23 protein-coding genes are annotated in these 20,719 nt (G+C 42.4%); 4 read left to right on the top strand and 19 right to left on the bottom strand.

Going from position 1 to position 20,719, the window contains the following annotated elements; genetic code table 11:
• The first annotated feature begins 321 nt into the window (after positions 1-321).
• A complete protein-coding gene (locus MHN81_RS14255; protein WP_023400637.1) occupies positions 322-792 on the top strand; it encodes an RNA-binding protein in 471 nt (156 codons plus the stop codon).
• Here the strand turns inward: MHN81_RS14255 and murI are convergent.
• Together murI and MHN81_RS14245 are read right to left on the bottom strand one after the other, a co-directional pair.
• Positions 776-1,588, bottom strand: a complete 813-nt coding sequence (gene murI / locus MHN81_RS14250; protein ID WP_023400638.1) for a glutamate racemase — start codon at positions 1,586-1,588, stop codon at positions 776-778. The two genes, MHN81_RS14255 and murI, sit on opposite strands and share 17 nt — an antisense overlap.
• A gap of 75 nt (positions 1,589-1,663) precedes the next feature.
• The gene (locus MHN81_RS14245) at positions 1,664-2,767 is read right to left on the bottom strand and encodes a DUF5610 domain-containing protein (protein ID WP_239426022.1); all 1,104 of its coding nucleotides are present in this window, start codon (positions 2,765-2,767) and stop codon (positions 1,664-1,666) included.
• 161 nt (positions 2,768-2,928) lie between these two features.
• On the opposite strand from MHN81_RS14245, the gene trmA reads away from it, so the two are divergent.
• Complete coding sequence (trmA, locus tag MHN81_RS14240) at positions 2,929-4,026, top strand: tRNA (uridine(54)-C5)-methyltransferase TrmA (RefSeq protein ID WP_239426021.1); 1,098 nt, start codon at positions 2,929-2,931, stop codon at positions 4,024-4,026.
• Between the two features lie 63 nt (positions 4,027-4,089).
• Here trmA and MHN81_RS14235 read toward each other — a convergent pair whose 3' ends face one another.
• The 4 genes from MHN81_RS14235 to ccoG all read right to left on the bottom strand — a co-directional run bounded on the left by MHN81_RS14235 (position 4,090) and on the right by ccoG (position 7,928).
• Positions 4,090-4,722 (bottom strand): thiol:disulfide interchange protein DsbA/DsbL, encoded by a 633-nt coding sequence (locus MHN81_RS14235; protein WP_023400641.1) that lies wholly within the window; start codon positions 4,720-4,722, stop codon positions 4,090-4,092.
• A 15-nt stretch (positions 4,723-4,737) separates the two neighbouring features.
• The gene (locus tag MHN81_RS14230) at positions 4,738-5,361 is read right to left on the bottom strand and encodes a thiol:disulfide interchange protein DsbA/DsbL (protein ID WP_023400642.1); all 624 of its coding nucleotides are present in this window, start codon (positions 5,359-5,361) and stop codon (positions 4,738-4,740) included.
• Between the two features lie 19 nt (positions 5,362-5,380).
• Positions 5,381-6,355 (bottom strand): serine/threonine protein kinase, encoded by a 975-nt coding sequence (locus tag MHN81_RS14225; RefSeq protein WP_239426020.1) that lies wholly within the window; start codon positions 6,353-6,355, stop codon positions 5,381-5,383.
• A gap of 151 nt (positions 6,356-6,506) precedes the next feature.
• Positions 6,507-7,928 (bottom strand): cytochrome c oxidase accessory protein CcoG, encoded by a 1,422-nt coding sequence (ccoG, locus tag MHN81_RS14220; protein ID WP_239426019.1) that lies wholly within the window; start codon positions 7,926-7,928, stop codon positions 6,507-6,509.
• A 216-nt stretch (positions 7,929-8,144) separates the two neighbouring features.
• Here ccoG and MHN81_RS14215 point away from each other — a divergent pair, with 216 nt between their 5' ends.
• Both MHN81_RS14215 and MHN81_RS14210 read left to right on the top strand, forming a co-directional pair.
• Positions 8,145-8,501, top strand: coding sequence for a hypothetical protein (locus MHN81_RS14215; RefSeq protein ID WP_023400645.1), 357 nt, complete (start codon positions 8,145-8,147; stop codon positions 8,499-8,501).
• Positions 8,501-8,707 carry a hypothetical protein gene (locus MHN81_RS14210; protein ID WP_023400646.1) on the top strand — a complete coding sequence of 69 codons (207 nt, stop codon included), beginning with the start codon at positions 8,501-8,503 and terminating at the stop codon, positions 8,705-8,707. The genes MHN81_RS14215 and MHN81_RS14210 overlap by 1 nt, the downstream gene beginning before the upstream one ends.
• 30 nt (positions 8,708-8,737) lie before the next feature.
• Here MHN81_RS14210 and MHN81_RS14205 read toward each other — a convergent pair whose 3' ends face one another.
• The 13 genes from MHN81_RS14205 to gspC form a co-directional block, all read right to left on the bottom strand.
• Entirely contained in the window at positions 8,738-9,313 is a 576-nt protein-coding gene (locus MHN81_RS14205) for a UPF0149 family protein (RefSeq protein WP_239426018.1), read from the bottom strand.
• Between the two features lie 3 nt (positions 9,314-9,316).
• Complete coding sequence (locus MHN81_RS14200; protein WP_023400648.1) at positions 9,317-10,075, bottom strand: type II secretion system protein N; 759 nt, start codon at positions 10,073-10,075, stop codon at positions 9,317-9,319.
• A 2-nt stretch (positions 10,076-10,077) separates the two neighbouring features.
• Positions 10,078-10,554 carry a type II secretion system protein M gene (locus tag MHN81_RS14195; RefSeq protein ID WP_239426017.1) on the bottom strand — a complete coding sequence of 159 codons (477 nt, stop codon included), beginning with the start codon at positions 10,552-10,554 and terminating at the stop codon, positions 10,078-10,080.
• Complete coding sequence (gene gspL, locus MHN81_RS14190; protein WP_239426016.1) at positions 10,551-11,759, bottom strand: type II secretion system protein GspL; 1,209 nt, start codon at positions 11,757-11,759, stop codon at positions 10,551-10,553. Before gspL ends, MHN81_RS14195 begins: the two co-directional genes overlap by 4 nt.
• Positions 11,756-12,736 (bottom strand): type II secretion system minor pseudopilin GspK, encoded by a 981-nt coding sequence (gene gspK, locus MHN81_RS14185; RefSeq protein ID WP_023400651.1) that lies wholly within the window; start codon positions 12,734-12,736, stop codon positions 11,756-11,758. The genes gspL and gspK overlap by 4 nt, the downstream gene beginning before the upstream one ends.
• Positions 12,733-13,467, bottom strand: a complete 735-nt coding sequence (gene gspJ / locus MHN81_RS14180; protein WP_023400652.1) for a type II secretion system minor pseudopilin GspJ — start codon at positions 13,465-13,467, stop codon at positions 12,733-12,735. The genes gspK and gspJ overlap by 4 nt, the downstream gene beginning before the upstream one ends.
• Positions 13,467-13,853, bottom strand: coding sequence for a type II secretion system minor pseudopilin GspI (gspI, locus tag MHN81_RS14175; protein WP_239426015.1), 387 nt, complete (start codon positions 13,851-13,853; stop codon positions 13,467-13,469). Before gspI ends, gspJ begins: the two co-directional genes overlap by 1 nt.
• Positions 13,846-14,448 carry a type II secretion system minor pseudopilin GspH gene (gene gspH, locus MHN81_RS14170; RefSeq protein WP_239426014.1) on the bottom strand — a complete coding sequence of 201 codons (603 nt, stop codon included), beginning with the start codon at positions 14,446-14,448 and terminating at the stop codon, positions 13,846-13,848. The genes gspI and gspH overlap by 8 nt, the downstream gene beginning before the upstream one ends.
• Positions 14,448-14,873 (bottom strand): type II secretion system major pseudopilin GspG, encoded by a 426-nt coding sequence (gene gspG / locus MHN81_RS14165; RefSeq protein ID WP_023400655.1) that lies wholly within the window; start codon positions 14,871-14,873, stop codon positions 14,448-14,450. The genes gspH and gspG overlap by 1 nt, the downstream gene beginning before the upstream one ends.
• 74 nt (positions 14,874-14,947) lie before the next feature.
• Positions 14,948-16,174 carry a type II secretion system inner membrane protein GspF gene (gene gspF / locus MHN81_RS14160; RefSeq protein WP_023400656.1) on the bottom strand — a complete coding sequence of 409 codons (1,227 nt, stop codon included), beginning with the start codon at positions 16,172-16,174 and terminating at the stop codon, positions 14,948-14,950.
• Positions 16,174-17,733 carry a type II secretion system ATPase GspE gene (gene gspE, locus MHN81_RS14155; protein ID WP_275447000.1) on the bottom strand — a complete coding sequence of 520 codons (1,560 nt, stop codon included), beginning with the start codon at positions 17,731-17,733 and terminating at the stop codon, positions 16,174-16,176. The genes gspF and gspE overlap by 1 nt, the downstream gene beginning before the upstream one ends.
• Positions 17,726-19,786, bottom strand: a complete 2,061-nt coding sequence (gene gspD / locus MHN81_RS14150; RefSeq protein WP_023400658.1) for a type II secretion system secretin GspD — start codon at positions 19,784-19,786, stop codon at positions 17,726-17,728. The genes gspE and gspD overlap by 8 nt, the downstream gene beginning before the upstream one ends.
• 28 nt (positions 19,787-19,814) lie before the next feature.
• Positions 19,815-20,711, bottom strand: coding sequence for a type II secretion system protein GspC (gene gspC / locus MHN81_RS14145; protein WP_023400659.1), 897 nt, complete (start codon positions 20,709-20,711; stop codon positions 19,815-19,817).
• Positions 20,712-20,719 lie beyond the last annotated feature (8 nt).

Here is a 20,719-nt window from a genome sequence, read left to right as displayed (position 1 = left end):
TAATTTTTCTTAATTAAGCTTTCCGTTTAACTTTAACCTTCACTTTGGTTTGCGTTTTCTCTCGCAGCCCGCCGTGTCAGTGGATGCGCATTATAGGGAGATTTAAGATTGGCGCAAGCGTTTTTTTATTAAATTTTAAAAAAAACATTCAATCGCTCAAAATCCCAGCAAAACCATACCTTAAGACGCTTAAAGCTCAATAAATCAGCATAATTTTACACAACATCTATATTTTATTATTGCGATGTTTAATTAAGTCGTTAAGATAGCAACCTTTCTTTGTTAAATTAATGTGTATTCACTGTTTATTGGTAGATCGTTATGAATTCTTCAGGTCGTAAAACACTCGTTACTATTTTTATACTCGCAATTCTAGGGTATGCAGTAGTGACGTTTTTATTCGCAAATAAAATCGATTCCGCGATTTTATTTGCACTTGGTATTGTGGTAGGTGGTCTGGTAGCACTAACAATTAATAAAACAACTATTGCGCAGCCGGATAATGGCAACACAATTCCAACCAAAACGCTTTATGTAGGCAATTTGCCCTATAGAGCAAATGAACAAGCTGTCAGAGAACTTTTTGAGGAAAAAGGGCAAGTTTTCTCTGTTCGTCTATTAAAAGATAAAAATACTGGGAAAAGAAGAGGCTTTGGTTTTGTTGAAATGTCTGAAAACGATGCAAACAAAGCAATTAAAGAACTTAATGAAATGGAATTTCAACAGCGCACTTTAAAAGTCCGCGAAGCAAAGCAGAAGCAAGAAGAGTCTGAGCCTAATTCTCTAGCTTAATTAATTGCAGCTTTGAACATTGCGCGGCACCATTTGTGTGTGTCGCATACCAATGCGTCATGTCAATTTGAGATGACGCTAACTCTTCTACTCCAATAGCTGTTTGGCTACTTACTATTGATAACCTGCCTGTTTGCATTAATAGATATTCTACCCGCTTTGCTATTGCGTAACCTGAGTCCACCAATTCAACTTCATTATGCAAAAGCTCTTTCAGTGCTTCTTTAATGATTGGGAAATGAGTACAACCTAAAACTAGTCTATCGAGGCGAGGATCTACTTTTAAACGTTTCAGTTCCTCTTTCAATCGCTCATAGGGTAATTCTCTATGCCAGTAGTAAGACTCAGCAATATTTACCAATTCTGTCGAGTGGTGAATATCTACTTTACATCCTTGTGCAAAGTTTGAAATTAAATTTGCTGTGTATGCATTTTTAGAAGTCGCTGGCGTCGCAAGGAGACCAATGTGTTTATTGGTGCTACTAAGAGCAGCAGGCTTAATGGCAGGCACGACACCAACAATTGGGATTTCAGTGTGCTTTCTGGCAGTCTCTAAGGCGTAAGTGGAGGCTGTATTACACGCAATAACTATAATATCAACGTTCACGTCATTTTGGTGTATCCAAAACAACAGAGATACTAATCTATTTGTAATTGTTTCTTGTGACTGGAGTCCATAGGGCAAAAGCGCATTATCCATTACATAGCTGTAGCGTGCATCAGGAAGCCTTAGCTGAAGCTCTGATAATACACTTGTCCCACCAATTCCTGAATCAAAAACTAATATATGCGGCAAACTTCAATCCCCCAAAAACGAGGATTGAAGTTTGCCATGCAATACACATAAAATAAACTGCGCCGTGTAAGCTATCTAGCTATTTTGCGTCTCAGTTTTATTATTTAACGCTCCAAAATAGGATTGTGCATAATCTAAAAACTGATTGAGTCTTTGCTGCCCTTCATTCATCCAGGCCATAATATCTGGCAATTGTGCTTGTATTCCCAAAGACTCCGCATCCGCGTTAATTCCTTCAAGCCTCTTGTCAAGTGGTGCAAACGCCTGCTCCAACTCTTTCATTGGATTGCTTTGTTGATACTGTGCAATAGCAGCTGATGTTTTACTCTGCCTTAAATCCATAGTGAAGTTTGATATTTGTTCACTGTTAAGGCTTAATCCTTGAGCAAGCTCAAACGCTTCGTCATATTCACCCGCAAAAAACGAATCACTGACGTCACGAATATCTTCCATCATCGCATTAATGGCTTCTTGTTCTTTTTCATTAAGCTCACCATTGACACTTATAGAGAAGCTTACTTCTTGAGATTGACTTTCTCCATAGGCAAAACCGACATTGTTTCCATCTCGTTCGTAACTGGCTGCGCGTGATTGGCTGTAGGCATCACTAAATGAAATTACCACTTCATCACCTTCTGCGGTAGTAAACGCGTACTCAGCTTTATTAGATAAACTCGCAAATTGGGCCGCGCTTACAGACAATTGCTGAGGACTTGGATCAAACAATTCTTTTTCAAATTCATCCAAGCCATTAAAGATGCCCTCTTTAGACTTTTCAATTCCCTCGGTGATGTCATCATTCAATAAACCAGATTCGGTTAATTCATCGGTCGCTTCATCAATCCCCATTTGCACCCCTTTACGGGCTTGCTCAAGCATACCTTTTAATGTGTCATCATCTTTGCCATCAGCTTTTGCTTTATTAATTGCACCTTGTACAAAGCCAAGGACATTTTTGACAATCTCTTCGAAATCAAAGAGCGGTTTTTCTTGCTCTTCTTTTTTCTCAATACCAAGCGCTTGCGCCAACTTATCATCGAGCACTTTCGCTGCGACCTGAGACTTATTACCTTGATAAACATCGGAGTTTATTGAGATATTAGGAATGGTCGGTTTAGCTTTGGCAGCATTGTGCTGCATCGCTGGGTTTAACAGCTGATTCAACTGTCCGATCTTCATGATTGCTCTCCGCTATACCCTATCAGTTAATTATCGGCCATATACGCTAAAGCTAAAGCTATTTTGTACAATAAAAGTGCAATTTTAATGGTAAGCACTGGACAAATGTTCCTCGCCACCTAAAATAGCGCCTCCTTGCAATACATAAAGGTAATCTCAGCATGGCCGTGATCAATATTGATACTTCTTTGTATAGCCAACAGCTATCAGAAAAAAAACAGCGCATCAGCACGCAATTTGCACGCTTTAACGCACCTGAATTAGAGGTTTATGACTCTGAAAAAAATCACTACAGGCAACGCTGTGAATTTCGAGTATGGCACGATGGAGAAGACTTGTATCACATAATGTTTGATCAACAAAGCAAAGAGAAAATACGCGTTGATCAATTTGATCCAGGTGCACCATTGGTCAATGAGCTTATGCAAGTGATGATGAATAAATTACGTCACAATGAAATACTGAGACGCAAGCTATTTCAAATCGACTATCTGTCAACACTCAGTGGTGAGATATTAGTTAGTTTGCTTTATCACAAAAAGCTGGATGATGACTGGCAGCAAGCGATGACCACGCTTAGAGCTGAGCTACAAGAAACTTATAAAATTGATTTTATTGGCCGCGCGCGAAAGCAAAAAGTCGTTTTTGGTGATGACTTTGTGACTGAAAGGCTCAATGTAGATGGTAAAGAATATATTTATCAGCAGGTAGAAAACAGCTTTACACAGCCTAACGCCAAAGTGAATGAAAAAATGTTGTCATGGGCAAAATCTATCGCGGCCCCACTATCGAATGATTTGCTAGAGTTATATTGCGGTAATGGTAACTTTTCAATCGCCTTAGCTGAGCACTTCGACCGTGTTCTTGCGACTGAAATATCAAAATCATCAGTCCATTCTGCACAGTACAATATTGCAGCGAACCAAGTCGGTAATCTTGATATTATTCGCATGTCGAGTGAAGAGTTTACTGACGCAATGCAAGGCAAACGCACCTTTTCTCGACTCAATGGAATAGATTTACAATCTTACAACTGTCAGACAATTTTAGTTGACCCACCCCGTGCAGGCATGGATGAACTAACCTGTCGCTTAGTGAGTAACTACGACAACATTATCTACATTTCTTGCAACCCAGATACACTAGAGCGAGACCTCGAGATATTAACTGAGACGCATACTATCGCGCGAATAGCTATATTTGATCAGTTCCCTTATACGCATCATGTCGAATCAGGTGTATTTTTAACTCGTAAGTAAGCCACTTGGCCCTAGAACAAAAAAACCCCGCACATGCGGGGTTTTTGTATGCCAAACGTTTTGTTATTTACTCGCCAAGTAGTTTATTAGTTTAGCGATATCATCTGGACTCGTAATACCAGAGCTTCTACCTAATACCAACTTATATTTACCATTAACGATAAATGTAGGTACACTCGATAAAGCACCTTTATCTTGAAGTTGTTTTTGCTGTCTCGCCATTTTTGAGGCTTTAGTACGCACAGAAAAACTCTTGTACATCTTGTCAAATTTCGCGCCATCTACACCTTGAGCAACAAACACATCTTTAATGTCTGCAAGTTCATTAAACTTCCCACGCTTAGTATGAATGTGACTAAAAATTGCCGATACAATTTGTTTTTTCTGAGGTAATACCTCTGCAGTAGCCAATGCTGTAGCAATCATTTTTTGATGTTCAGGATCACGGACACCAACAAAGTCAACGTGGCTTTTTTTGAACTTAACACCAGAGTCTAACTTAGGCTTGAATTGATCTATTAGGCCTTCAAAGTTATTACATGCTGGGCAATAAAATGAAAAGTACTCCGTCACTTCTGGCTTTTTAGTGCCACGCTCAGCAATCACTTCATAGTGTTTACCTGCTTCAAAAGTCATTGCATTGGCCGCCAATGGCAGCATAAGTGCCAACAAGGCAGCTTTAATTGATTTCAACATCATATTCTCCGACAATTATTTTTCTAGTAAGTGTTTAACTAATTCGTTGAACTCGGCTTGGCTTCTTAATGAATGCGTGATAACGCGATATTTATCGTTAACAATAAAAGTAGGTACGCCTTTCAATGCGCCAGCTTCGCTAAATCTCTTTTGCTCACCTTGCATTGCTTTCTCTGCAGAGATAACAGGCATACTTGCCAATGCAGAGTCGAACTTCTCAGCTGATACGCCGTGCGCTTCTAATAATTTCTGAACATCTTTCATGCTTGCGAAACGACCATTTTGCTCATGTATGGTCTTAAAGATTTGCTCAACTACCTGAGAGTCAACACCAAACTGCTTAGCAATTATGTAGCCATAACTCAAAAATGACTGTGCTTCAGGCGGGATCCCGCCCATAAAATTTACGTGAATTTTTTCGAATGGCACAGTAATAGGCAAGCTCGCTTGTAAAGCGCGCGCTGGCCCCTCAAATTTATAACAATGTGGACAATAAAAAGAAAAGAACTCAATTACTCTAGGTGTTTTGCTCTTTTCTAAAGTCAGTGTTTCATAGTGCACACTTTCTTTGAATTCAGCAGCGAATGCAGCAAGTGGCATGCATAGCGCCAATAATGCCACTTTAATAGATTTTAACATGTACTTTCTCTCTTAAATTTTATGGATAAACTGTTAGTGCCGGCTCATCTAGCGCGGCTAATTGTTCTTTTAGTGCCAAGATCTGCTGTTCCCAATATTTGTCTGTCGCAAACCAAGAAAAGTTCCTTGGAAAGGCAGGATCTTGCCAACGTTTTGCCAACCACCCCATATAATGGATCATACGCATCGCTCTTAACGGTTCAATCAGCTGTAACTGAGCCATATCTAATTCGCTAAACTCTTCATAACCACCTAGCAAAGTGTCTAGTTGCAATACTTGATTTTGGCGATCGCCATTTAACATCATCCAGAGATCTTGAATAGCGGGTCCCTGACGGCAGTCATCTAAATCTACGATCATCAATTGTTCTTGAGACCACAGAATATTGCCAGCATGGCAGTCTCCATGCAATCTGATCGTATCATTAACTACAAATTTTTCTTCCGTTTTTTTAACAACTTGCTCTAGCACTGTCGAAAAAGCCAATTGCAGCGATTGCGGCAGACATTCACTGCTTAAAATGTCTTGGCTAGCCTGTGTCAAATAACTATCGGTATTTATACTTGGACGATGGGTGAAATCATATTGTTTTGCGACACTGTGCAACCGACCAATGTAACGGCCAAGTACTTCGAGCTGATCCAAACTATCCATTTCAAATTGTCGTCCCCCCACACTAGGAAATAAAGCAAATCGATAGCCTTGATGTTCAAACAAACTTTCACCATCTCGTGTGATAGGGCTAACAACCGGTACTTCTGAATCAGCCAATTCAAATGAAAACGCATGCTCTTCTTTTATTTGCTCATCAGACCAACGGTTTGGCCTATAAAACTTAGCGACATAACGCTTCGCATCGTCGCTGCGAAACTGGTAAACACGATTTTCGTAGCTGTTCAGAGGGAGTAGCCCCGACTCAGGATAAATACCAATACTCTCTATTGCATCCAGAATTAAATCTGGCGTGAGATTTTGATAACTAAAGTCACTCATTGCTGCTGTCCATTTATAAAGTAAAAAGTTCTGGTATTGGCAAATAAAGCCTGTGGGTCACAGCGCACTAGGATAAAGCGAAGTATGATAGGAAGCAAAATATATTATGGCTTCAGGGTCACACTAAGTATGGAACCCTAAAGCCAATGGTTCAACGGCCTTTAAAAAAGTTTGTTGGTTGAGATATTTGAGACTGAGAGAGTCCATCGCTTGACAGCACAAAATGAAACTCTGTTACCGGTTTATTTAAGTCGAAGGGGTCCATTACAACTGATACAGGCACATCTAAAGTAGAGCCAGCTGCAACCGTGACCGCTTGCTTACCTAGTAATTCGAAATGAGACAACCCTCTTACAGAGATCGAAAACGTTTGCGAAGTTTGTGCTTTGTTGATCAATTTAAGTGTGTAGGTGTTTTCAACCATGCCGTCAAAGTTAACCCTGTATAGCTGATTTCTATCCCGAATAATATCCAATTCAAAAGTTTTTCGCATCGCGATATTCATTGCAAGCGCACCTGTCAACACCAGTAAAATCAGTACATAGCCAATGAGTTTTGTGCGCACGGGCTTAGTCACTTTTTTTGCATGTTCCAAGTTACGCTCTGTGGTATATGAGATGAGACCTTTGGCATAATTCATCTTGTCCATTACACCATCACAGGCATCGATACAGGCGCCACAGTTAATACACTCATACTGCAGGCCATTTCGTATATCTATGCCGGTGGGACAGACCTGAACACAGAGCTTGCAGTCTATACAGTCACCTAGACCAAGCTCTTTCGGATCTTGTTTCCGGCCTCTCGGTCCGCGCCCTTCACCACGCTTATTGTCATAACTGACCGTAAAGGTGTCTTTATCAAACATCGCCGATTGAAAACGCGAATAAGGGCAAATATGTAAACACATGATCTCCCTCATCCACCCCGCATTACCATATGTACAAACTGCAAATACGACCACACTCAAAGTGGCATAGCCACTTGCAGAAAGCATCATTAAGTCCGGTAACAAGGTTCTGATCGGCGTAAAATAGCCAACAAACGTGATGGCCGTATATAGTGAAAAAGCCCCCCAGAAAAAATGTTTAGCACCTTTCCTAAGAAACTTATCGAAATCCATTGGCCGTTGATCTAATTTTTTACGCTGGTTTGCTGAACCCTCACATTTTTCTTCAAACCAGATAAAAATAAAAGTCCAAACCGTTTGCGGGCAAGTATAACCACACCACACACGACCATAAAAAGTCGTTACTAAAAATAGGGCAAATGCAGCAATCATCAAAATGAATGCCAAAATAGTTAAATCTTGTGGCCATAGTGTCAAACCAAAAATATTGAACTTCTGTTCCAATAGGTCAAACAACACCGCTTGCTGTCCATTAAAATTGATCCAAGGAAGAAGCATAAAGGCCAACATCCCTAAAAAGCCGATTCTCTGACGCAATAGTTGATGCATCCCCTTAACAGCTCGGACGTATATTCGATTGCGAGGGTTAAATCGATCAGGTTGAAGGTTTTCTGGCGTGTGGACCTCAACGGGAATATTTTTAATTTTGATCTTATTGTCCATACAAGCTCCTTAAGCGCCTTGGACAGGTTACTTGCTACAGTGACCTTACTTTTACTAAGGATATTATATGCAACAGCTCGCTTTTCGCGTAGCCATAAATCGCACGACGGTGACAAAAACTACGAATAATTCCTGAGTAATTCGCTTGCTTTTGATTCTTGCATTTTATTACACTGTGACTTTGATTGAGTCGAATAGATCAAATTAGCGAGCTTTATGAAAAAATATCTGTTACTTGTACTGATTGTATTAGCACTATTCACCATTGATCACCCTTTGATCAAAGAGCCCAGAGATAAATTGCTAAAGCAAGGTGTAGACACCCTTGGAGAGACCAGTGAAACACAATATAGTCTTGCGGCTAAGCAAGCTAGGCAACATATTGCCAACGAGATTGAATTAACTGAATCTGAAAAAGAATATTTGCTGACAGCACTCGCTACAAACGAAAAAGTAAAAGTCTTTCACGTACGTTATTGTCAAGAGCACGAGCTGAACTTGTACTTTTACGGCCCTAAATTAAAAACAATTTGTGACGCAGCAGCAAAGGCTATAAACAAAGCGGAATTCTAATGATAGACATAGCACAATTTAATAAACTAAGAGCACGCTCTTTTAATGAACAGCGCGCCTTGCTCAAAAAATTATCGAAAGGGCAAACTGTATTGTGCCAGACATGTGGTAACGCGATAAGTTTAAATATTGCGGTTAAAGAGGGTGAAAAAGCTGTCGCACAATGCGCCAAAGGTTGCACACATATCGAACTAGATGTAGCTTAAGCATACCAGCTTAAGCTACAACACTTTATTTTACTCATCGTATAAGCCGCTATTCACAGCAACTTGTTCTATTAGCTCAGCGTAAGCGGGCGCAATTTCAGCCGCGAGTTGATATTGTTGCTCCACAAATGCATTGATGTCAGCTTCTATCGATTGACAGTAAGCTTCTATTTGGTCATGTCCTAGACTAAAAAAGCCTAACAGCTCAGTACTGGTTACCAACGCCTGCTGTAACTCCTCTGAGAGCTGCTCACATTGACTCAACTTATTCAAATACCCTTGGCAGCCATGCAAAAAACCTACGCTCCATTGTTGTTTATCCTGCCACGAGGATGACAACGTGAATGGCAGCGAAAAGCCCTGCGTAAATACCTGCTCACTAATTTGATGGTGCAGAGCTAATAATGCAAATACCACTTCTTCGGAAATATGTTCATCCGCAGCGGTTACTTCACTCAACCACATTTCAGGTTCCACACCGTCAGGACTACAAACGATGGCAAACAAAAAACCCTCGAGTGCACGTAAGTTAAGTGCTTCTGGACGCTGCTCCAAATATTGAGTGAGCAACGTTTCGTGTGCAGGCAAGTAATTAAAATCCATCATCGGTTACATACTCACCGGATATCGGCCTTCAGCATCCGGACGACCTAAATACTTAACCGCTTCGTGAACTTCTTTAGGCAGTGATGCATCTGGTTTTACGTTTCCTGCAACTTTAAATTGCATATTCTCAGCAAGCGTTGCATCTGCGCGTAGGCCTAGCAGGTTTTCTGGCTCAACAACAATCGCTATATCGCCCGATTTACAGCTTAATAAACCGCTTAAATCTCCAATGCTAAACCAACCTGACATACCTTTAACTTGAATCTCAGGGCTACTGATATCGCCTTTTAGATTTTCGCAATAAGGCTGGCCACTATTAAATTCTTCAAGCTTTAATATGATGCGACCTTTGGCGTCAACGGGTAAAGGCAGATTAACTTGATGCATTGCCTGCTCGACGCTAAACCTTAGAGTTGTTTGACTCAACTCTAAATCATTGCCAAAAAGTGACACTCCAAATGTACTGCGACCAGATATTTCAGACGCTTGGCGCGGGTTGCCAAAGTTTAATTTCCCCTGAAGCTGGCCCGATAATAAGCCCCAGCCGTTGAGCTGCCACTTCACATCGTTAAACTGTAAATTCTGATATCTAACACCGCTGATTTGCCCCTGCCAAAGGGTACCTGTCACCGCTCCTAAACGCACATTATTTGGGATATGTGATTGCACTAATTGTAAGGCTACGGGTGCCGGAATACTTATGACCGTAAAAACAATAAACGCGAATAAGAAAGCCAATACTACACTAACTGCATTTTTCATATTTAATTCTCTAACACCAAACGACTAACACGTACATAGCCTTGTTGTGGCTCCTCACCTAAATCAAGATTGGCTACCTTTACACCGTGTTGGTTCGTAAGTACATCCAGCCAGCTGACCAATTTGTTAAACTCAACATTGTCGATATTAATTCTTAGCGTATTGTCTCTCGGCTGCATTTTGCTTATCTGAATACCATGTCTGCCTCGAGTGCGGTTCACTAGCTGAGTTAAATTCTGATTACTTGATGTGGCACGGTTCGCACCACTGGCTTTTAGTTGTGCAACACTTTTTGAAACCCATGCATGAAAGTTTTGCTGCTTTTGCAAATCGGCTTGTGCTTTTTCGACTCCTGCATTAAGTGGCTTTATCACGCCCATCACCAATACAAAAATAACAAACACCACACCCGCTACAATGAGTAACTTTTGCTCCTGCTCTTTAAGCGATTGCCAATAATTAATCACTTGCTGCTTCATGCTGCACCTCTAATTCTTATTTCACCAATGACATAATCGCCGTCATTGTTCAGAGCACCTTGTTGTACTTCAATGCCTCTTTGCTCGAGAATAGATTTCACTTGGCTGAATATCTGAAACCCTTTGGCTTTTGCTCGGATCCTAAGCTCATTGCGTTTACGATCGTAACGGAAAGTCTCTGGACTAAAATCATCTACTTGCGAATAAATCGATACAAAGTGATTAGTCAACTCTAAAAAGCCGCCTTGCTCGCCACCACTGAGCGCATCGAGCTCATCTTGAATTTGCTTACGCAACAGGTGAGGCCTAACCACTTTATTTGGAAACGCTTGCTTGTACACGCTCATGGCTTGGGTTTTGTACATGTCAGCTTCGCTTTGCAGCATAAACAATTGTGCAGATTTAACTGACACAAATGCCAACAAAGCAACACTTGCCGCAATCAAACCAGATCTCCAATCACGCCACCATTGAGGCTGCTTTTTCTTCGCTGCAAATGGACCTTGGCGCAAGTTTATTGGCAGCGCATTTAAGCCCTGTGCACAAATTGCCAAAGGCAAGTCATATTCAGCTTCTTTGGCGTATAGACTCTTGGTCGTCGCTAAACTATCAGCGGGGCTATAATGCACAACCTCCGACTCGGGCGAGAGCATTAAATAGTCATTCACCCAATCAAGTTCTACCGCACCGATATGCCAATGGGCACCTTTAAACAACCACTGATGCTGTAATTGAATGGCGCTTAATGTTCCCTCTTCTGGTGTGGGTAACAATAGCGCATCTGGGACTATCACAGTTGGTTCTATATCAAAATCACCAAATACAGACATCCAGCTTTGCAACCACTCTAAATCACACAATGCGATATTGATATAGTGCTGCTCTTCAACTGTGGTCGGTTCACCCAGTGCGATGAATACCTCATCGATGTCACTGGCTACGTGCTCTTCAAGCATAAAGGGTAGTGCCCTTTCCAACTTGCGATTCCACTTTGTTGGTAAGGCAACTTGTTTAAGTTGCACGCTTGATGCTGGTAGCAACAATGCAACGCTGCGACCCGACGCTTTTTCCGTTAACTCTCCAAGTAACCCACTGTGTTCTAACTCACCACTGGCAATGATCTGTGAATCTGAATCAGACCATATTAACCAACTGACAGGTTCCTGCTGTGACTGGCCGACACGGACCAATAATTTTTCTGTCACTGAACGCCTCCAAACTTGCGTGCTAATACAGTTGCTCGACCATCTTTTATTTCGAGTATTGAGGTCATTTTAAACAACCGCTCATCAAATGATGCCTTGGCACGCAACTTAAAATAATTGCTTGTTATTGTGAAAATTTTCTCAGCTTTTTTAGTATCCTGAGCACCTTGATTTTTTGCTTCGGTAAAGAAGTCTTGCAAGTTATCAAATCCTTCTTCCGGGCGCGCGGCAATCACAGCCTCAGCCCCTGATAAGCTCAGCCCATCAAATAATGCACTTAATAATAATGCTTGCTCAGGCAATACAGTGTTCACGTTGATGGCTAAATCTGTACTGCCAGGGATAACACACACATAAGGCAACAGTTTTTCCATTACCAATGGATTGAAGCCTTTAATTACTCTTAACTCGCTTTCTGACGCCATTAAATTATTGGCTGTCATGTAGGGCATTTGGCGAGACATGTACTCATCTTCTTCTGCACCTGAGCGATACGTAATACTGTCTTCATCTAACCAGTCATAGACACTGTCAGCCATTGCCTCTTCACTTTCTTGCGCTGGCAAATCTTCAATATTTTTCAAAAGCTCTAAAAGGGCTTTGTGAGCTGGGTTGGTATCAGTGCTCTTGGCATTTTGCTCTTTTGGTGCTCTGAGCGCATTTAAGTTTAAACACGCTTGTAAATCAGTTACTTTTCCACTCAATGTACCATGGTCTACTGGGTAGGGGACTTCGTCAATTGCCCACGGCTGACCTAAATGGACTTTATCAGGATCATCTTTGCGGCTTTCTAAAAGCACTTTTTTTACCAATTCCTCTGTGCCGTAGCTATACCATTTAGCTTGCTGATGAGTTTGAATATTCGCGGCCTTTTGCACTTGCACCATCAAAGAAGACGACATTTCAGCTGCGAGACTCGCAGCCAGTGCAACAATAAACAATACAATGATCAGTGCAGCACCTTGCTGTTTTCTCATGGCCTGCCTCCTCGCTGGTTATTATTACCGCCGGCATTATTATCTCGATTTTGGTTATCATCGAGTCCATTGGAGATATTGTTGCCATTGCCCCGTGCCGCTTTTGCTTGTGTAACTTTGCCATCTCCCGGGGTTAGAAATATACGTCGTAAGGGCTCTGAATCCTGTCTTTGAATAGTAACGGCTACTGCTAGCGGCAGTGCCTTTAACTGCCAATTATCCTGCCATTTATGTTTGTCGTCTAAAAACTCAAACTTAAGTTCTTCCACGTCTTCTAATAGCACCTGAGCGCGCGGCTCAGCGCCGTCTAATTCGTCAATGTATACGCGATAAATTCGTTCAAGGTTATCATCTTTTACCCGATAGCCCACGGCCTGCAATTCAGAGCGCGGTAATAAACTCACTGGGTTAGTCCAACCATCACGTACAAATGCAATTCCATCATATTGGCTTTCCAATGAATAACGGCCATGGACAACGTAAGTAGGGCTAAAATCCCCCGCTTCGTTACGTACTTCCCGTTTGGTCATTTGATTGAAGTCTTGATCCATCAAGCGAAAGGTGGTTTGCAACCCTTCGAGCTCAGCAATCGTTTCATCCGATGCTTCTTTGGCCATGATAGAAGTATCTAAGATCTGGTGAGACGCGATCACTATAAATGTCAGAATAAATAGGGCAACCAACACTTCAATCAGTGTAAAACCAGTTTGTGTGCGCTTAATTGACAACATCACTTTTTGCCCTTATGCATAAAAGTGGTTAAATCATAGACTGAGTTTTCTCGCCTCTCGTCTTCAAACACTTCTATTGTCAATTTAACAAACTCAGCATCTGCGGTTTTTTCGACTTTTTGGCTCCAATACCAAGCATGCCCGGCAAACTCTTCATCGCCATTGTCTGAGTTTTTGCCACTCCATTTGCCACCACTGGCTTTTGCTCGCGCCATTACCATTTGGTTTTCAGCAACCCAAGCCGCATAGGTTTGCTGCTCGATGGTGCTCATATGATTAATGTGAGCGCCTGTTGCTTCTAATGCTGCAATACCGGCAACTGCGCAGATCCCCATCGCGACCATCACTTCCAGCAAAGTGAACCCCGACTGCTTTGACTTAATCATATTCAGGCTCCCGTCGCAATTTTACCGGTGCCATAAACTCACCTTCAACGTAATAAACTGGCTCAGGCTCCTGCGCCAGTTCAAGGGTGACTTGAAACGCGCTCACTTCTCCAGACGATAAAATCAGCACTTGCGGGATTTTTTTCTTTTGAAGTTCCAACAAATTATCATCTTCACCTGAGCCCATAATTTCCTGCCAGTCGGATTGTTCTAGCAAATTATCCTGCGCCCAAGATAAATCCTCTAACACCAACTCAACCTTGTACTCTTCGCCATACTCTATGGGCTTATAAAGCTCTTCGGCTTCGAAAGTAGTCCATTGCTCACCGTCGAAGACCAAGAACTCTAGCGTCCTCTTGTCCAAGTGAAGACCCAACTCAACTTGATTCAAAACGGCAAACTCCGATGCCATATTCACTATGCCATGCAGTTTTAGGGCTTCTTTCTCCAGAAGGTCCTCGTCACTTTCACCCACAGTAAAAGTCACAAGCTGAATTGAAATACCGATTATCAAGAGAACCACCAAGATCTCAAGTAGACTAAATCCACGAGATCTTGTTGGTAATTGAGTTGAGTTATTCACAGGCTGAGACATTAGCGGTCTTCTTCATCTCTCCAGTTACCGATATCATCTTCGGTACCTACTTCACCATCTGGACCCATTGAGAAAATATCGATTTTACCGATCTCACCTGGACTCACTAGCTGGTAAGGGTTGTCCCATGGATCTAGTGGAAGTTCATCTAAAAAGCCACCGTCAGGAAAACGCTTTGGTACTGGATCAATGGTCGTTTTCTCAACCAGTGCTTCTAAGCCCTGCTCAGTTGTTGGATAGCGCTTATTTTGTAGCTTGTAGATTTTCATCGCACTTTCAATTTGCGTGATATCAAGATTCGCTTTATCAATTGCAGCTTCCTCTTGGCTACCCATGATATTTGGTGCCACAATTGACATGATCATACCGATAATAACCAGTACGACCATTACTTCTAGTAATGAAAAACCTGACTGTTTCTTCACAATTTATACCTCTATGCTGTTGCATTGGCTACACGACGTGTGTAGTCCAGTGTGTTTATCTTTAAATATGTTGACTACAAACCAATTGCTTTGTTCATTGCCATAATAGGTTGGAGTATTGCCATGACGATAAAGAGTACAATTAATGCCATACTGGCAATCATCGCCGGCTCAAGTAATTTGAGTGAAACACTCACCATACTTTCAAACTCCCTGTCTTGGTTATTGGCAGCACGTTCTAACATTTGCTCCAACTCTCCAGACTTTTCACCACTGGCAATCATATGTAGCATCATTGGCGGAAATAGCTTTGTTTGATGCAGAGCTGCTTTGAGGCTCGCACCTTCACTTACGTGGGTTGCAGCTTCAGCAACTGCGGCTTTAATTTTTTGATTTTCAAGTACTTGCCCGGATATTTTCATACCTTCAAGCAAGGGCACTGCACTCGATGACAAAATACTTAATGTTCTTGCAAAGCGCGCAGTATTGATACCTCTGCTAATCTTACCAATGCCCGGTAATTGCAATAACTTAGTGTCATACCAAAAGCGTGCTTTAGGGCGCTTTAACGTTTGCTGAACAGCAACGATCAATCCAATCAATGCCAGGGTCGCTTGCATCCAGTAGTCCTGAACAAAGTTACTCGCAGCCAGTACCCATTCAGTCGTCCAAGGCAGCACTTGGTTCGATTTTTCAAATGATTTAAGAATTTCTGGTACCACGGTACCAAGCAAAACCGAAACTATGGCAATGGCAAAAATAACCAGAATCGTCGGATATACCATTGCTTGAGTAATTTGGCTGCGCATATGCTGGCGCTGCTCAGTGTAATCAGCGAGGCGATTTAGTACTTCATCAAGGTGACCTGACTTTTCACCCGCAGCAACCATTGAGCGATACAAGTTATCAAATACGTGTGGAAAATCAGACATCCCATCTGCTAGCGTATAACCTTCAACAACTTTTGAGCGCACAGCCATGAGCATGCGTTTTAAACGCGGTTTTTCACACTGCTCGGCAACTGCCATTACAGCGGCTTCAACAGGCAAAGAAGATTGGATCAAGGTGGCAAGTTGTCGCGTAATAAGTGCGATGTCGCTCACCGAAGGCTTGTACCCTCTCGATAGCGTAAAGCCACCCGTAGCTTGCGACTTCTCTTTTTCAGCTGCGGGCTCTACTTCTAAAGGCATCATTGCCTTTTCGCGCAGCATTTGCCTGACCTGCTTGGCTGTATCGGCTTCTAAAATGCCTTTTTTTTCCTTGCCTTTTGCATCCAAGGCACGATATTCAAACGCCGCCATTACCCTTCCTCACGCGTCACTCGCATTACTTCTTCTAGCGTGGTTTGCCCTGCCAGAACTCGTGAACAACCATCTTGACGAATGCTTGGGCTGTTTTTACGAATATACTTTTCTACGGCCTGCTCACCTTTACCATTGTGAATAAGCTCGCGAATATGCTCATCAACAACCAGTAACTCGTGGATACCTGTTCGGCCTTTGTAGCCGTTAAAGTTACACTCTTCACAGCCAACTGCACGATAAATGGTAGTTTGAGAATCTTTGTCTATGCCCAACAACTCACATTCACGCTCATCAGCAAAGTGTGGCTCTTTACAACTTGAGCAAAGCGTACGCACAAGTCGTTGCGATAATACACCTAGCAAAGATGAAGATAGTAGGAATGGTTCAACCCCCATATCTTCCATACGTGTAATCGCACCTGATGCGGTATTAGTGTGCAGCGTCGACATCACTAAGTGACCTGTTAATGACGCTTGCACAGCGATTTGACCTGTTTCTAAGTCACGGATCTCACCGACCATAACCACATCAGGATCCTGACGTAGAATCGCTCGTAATCCGCGCGCAAATGTCATGTCCACTTTCGGGTTAACTTGCGTCTGACCAATCCCAGGGATTTCATATTCAATGGGATCTTCAACGGTCAAAATATTTCGATCTTTGGAGTTTATTTGCGTCATGCCCGCATACAAAGTGGTACTTTTACCAGAGCCCGTTGGGCCTGTTACCAAAATGATACCGTGTGGCTTAGCAATAATTTCAGAGAACAATTCACGATTGCGCTCCGTCATCCCCAAATCTTCGAGGTTAAGTCGCGCGTTATTTTTATCGAGTAGACGTAACACCACACGCTCACCAAAACTAGATGGCATAGTTGATACACGCACATCAACGGCACGCCCAGCAATTCTCAAGCTGATCCGGCCATCTTGCGGTACACGTTTTTCAGCGATATCTAGTTTCGCCATAACCTTAATACGAGAGACTAAAAGCGAGGATAGTTTACGGTTTGGCTTGAGTACTTCTTTGAGTACACCGTCAACCCTGAAGCGGATAACCAGATCTGCTTCAAAGGTCTCAATGTGAATATCCGACGCCCCTTCTTTGATTGCTTCACTAAGCATGGCGTTGATCAACTTAATGATCGGCGCATCATCGTCTGCCGCTAACAGATCCTCTGTTTGTGGCATCTCTTCAGCAAGTGAGAATAGATCGACTTCATTACCAATGTCTTCCATCATTTGCTGAGTTTCAGAGCTGTCTCGCTGGTAAGACGCTTCAAGCAATAGTTCAAACTTTTCTTCGTCGATAACTTCAATGATAAAGCCACCACCGGCGACTCGACGTACTTCCAATAGGGCCTCAAGCGAAACGTCACCTTTGTGAAATACCTTCAAGCCCTTGGGGTCGTCACTAAGCAATACACCTTCTCGGCGAGCAAAAGAGAAAGGCAAACGCAATTGAACTTGCTGTTCCTCTAATGTAGCCTCGTCAGTCACTGCCGCAGACTCTGCTTCAATAGGTGCCTCAACAACACTCATACTTGCTTCAGTCATCGTTCTTCTCGTTTTGCTGATCTAAGTATTGTTCATATGTTGGTGGCAACACCATCGCATCATTCCACTCAGGCAGTACTGGTGCATCTTCAAGCGGCATCAATTGAATGCCATCATCTTGCTTTTTGATCTGCTCGTTGCGAATAAACTTATATTTAGCATGGCTTAACTCATTCATGCTGCGGCTATCGCGAACAATAGTTGGGCGAATAAATACCAGTAGATTACGTTTACGCTTGCTCGTATTAGTCGACTTAAACAAGTGACCTAAGATAGGAATATCGCCAAGTAGTGGTACTTTAGACACACTTTCTTGGACATCTTCATCAATTAGGCCGCCAAGAATAACCATGCCGCCATCATCAGCAATAACCGTGGTATTAATCGCACGCTTGTTCACTGAAATATCGACTGACGTTGCACCACTGACGCTTGATACTTCTTGCTCAATCGTTAATTGTACCGCTGTACCATCATTAATTTGTGGTGTGACTTTTAACTTGATACCAACTTCTTGACGGTCAACTGTTTGGAATGGATTGGAGTTATTATCACCAGCCGCTGAACCAGTAATAATCGGAACCTCTTGACCCACAATCATAGATGCTTCTTCATTGTCCATGGTGGTCACAGACGGCGTTGCTAGAATATTCGAGTTGGTATCTGTCGACACAGCCTGGATAATTGCACCCCAGTCATTTTTAACCACACCTGCGGCTAGACCGTTTACACCACCTAGCAACTGACCTAATGCATTTAAATCACCTTCAACGGTTTCTTCAAAGTCATTTAGCTGCGCATCATCACCGGTAACGGTTCTTTTAATCGTTTTGTCACGGGCTTGCTCTGCTGCTACAGCCAGTGCGCCAACAGGTACCGTTGTACCATTGTTGAATTGCAGCATACCACCTTGCTCTGTGATCCACTGTAAGCCAAAGTTGATACCATCACCTTCAAGCACTTCAACGACAATTGCTTCAACCAAAACTTGTGCACGGCGTACATCTAGTTTTTCGATGACGTTTGCCAGAGAACGCATGGTATCCGGCTGAGCGGTAATAACTAGCGAGTTTGAGTCATCATGCGCTTCAATACTGGTTTCATTTCGATTACTGCTACGAGAGCGGTTAGATTTACCGCCACCTTGCGCTTCTTCTTGTAGTGTTTTACTAACACCTTGCAACACTTTTACAAGGTCTTCAGCTTTGGCATAGTCAAGATAAAATACCTGTGTATTACCATGATTCTCAAGCTCATCATCAAGGCGCTTAATTAACTCTATTGCTTTGGTACGTGCTTGGCTTTCACCACTGACAACCACGCTATTGGTTCGGCCATCAGCAACGATTTTTGGTATTAGGAATTCAGGAACACGGCCTTTACCCGTGTCCTTATAGATTTTTTCTACAACTTGAACCACATCATCAGCGGTAGCGTGCTTTAATCTAACAATATCTACCCGCTGATCACCCGCTTGGTCGACCGACTTGATAATATTAACCAATCGATTTACCGATGCAGCATGACCTGTCAACATCATTACGTTTGCAGAGTTAAAGTTGGTAACATGACCACCATCTTTTTGGTCACTAAATTGACGAATAAGCGGACCAAGCTCTTGTACCGATACATTTTTCACTTCGACGACGCGAGTGATCATCACATCTCCATCGCCTTCGCTGCTATCGTTTACCAGAGGTACGTTGGACTTTTTAGCATCAGAGCTTCGTACAACCTTCATAATGCCGTTTGGCATTTCTACCACTGAATAGCCATATACTTCTAGTACACTTAAGAAAAACTGGTAATACAATTCTTCGTCCATCAGTTCAAAACTGCGCACATTGATATTACCGCGCACGTTTGGATCTATGATGATGGTTTTATTAAGCGTTTTACCAACAATGAGAATAAACTCATTGATATCAGTCCCTTTAAAGTTGGCCGCATACTCAACCGCAGACACTGACAATGACAATCCAGCCGCAAACAACAGAGCTGCATATTTAGCTAACCCTTTTCTGATTCTTGTGAGGTGTAGCTTTCTACCCATTATTCTTTAACTCCAAAATTAGTGTCTTTTACAGGCTGAATTGCACATCTAAAGTGCGGCCATCGCGTTCGATAGTTATGTTGGCATCCGTACTCTCTCTGAGCTCGTTCATTGCCGACATAGCCTGTTTCATATCCGTGAGTTGATAACCATTTATCGCAATGGCCAGATCGTTATTTTTGAGACCCATCTTCGCGAAAAGCTGAGGATCTTTACCAGGGCGCAAGCGATAACCAACGAGTTGACCATTGCGACGCTCTGGCGAAATTCTTATGTAATCAAATAGTTTACCTGGCTCGTTTAAAAGCTCTTGGCGACGTTGGGCAAGCTCTGAACGTGTTTCATCACTGATACGACGCTTTGCGGGTTCTGAATTACGCTTAGCTGTTGTAGGCATAGCTACTGTCTGCGTAAAATCCAAGCCATCCAACATGAGTGTTTCAAATCGGCCGCTGACGTCTAAAATAACGCGATCAGGTAACACCTGAGCTAGTTTAGCTCGAGTGCCTTTCACCACATCTTGCACTAAATAAGTTTCCTGTCGGCCTTGAGATTCGATAATTGCAAGTCCTGCACTGTCATTTTTACTAATCGCAACAATCCCCGTTAACTTCACATTTAAGCGAGTTTCAGGTGCATTTGAGATGACAGGTTTTGGCTTTTCAGCTTCTTTCGGCTTCTCATTGGCTTTGCCAAAAATGTTTTGCGCAAGAATGGTTGCACTACTTACAGCTTGAGCGCTGCTTTGAGCTTGATGAGGCGCAATATCTAAAGGCGCACTATCAGGTTTGGGAAAAAGTAACCAGAATAGCTGAGAGAGTAAAAATGCAATATATACAACAGCTAAGAACACCACTGCACGACTAAGCTTAGCGTGGGGCAAGCCTTGTAATATTTTCTGTAACTGTTGTATTTGTAATTCCATATAAAATT

The organism is Pseudoalteromonas sp. Of7M-16, assembly GCF_022347805.1.
Taxonomy (GTDB): Bacteria; Pseudomonadota; Gammaproteobacteria; order Enterobacterales; family Alteromonadaceae; genus Pseudoalteromonas; species Pseudoalteromonas luteoviolacea_F.
The sequence above is the reverse complement of the archived record's forward strand: the minus strand, read 5'-3'. Positions and strand labels throughout refer to the sequence as shown.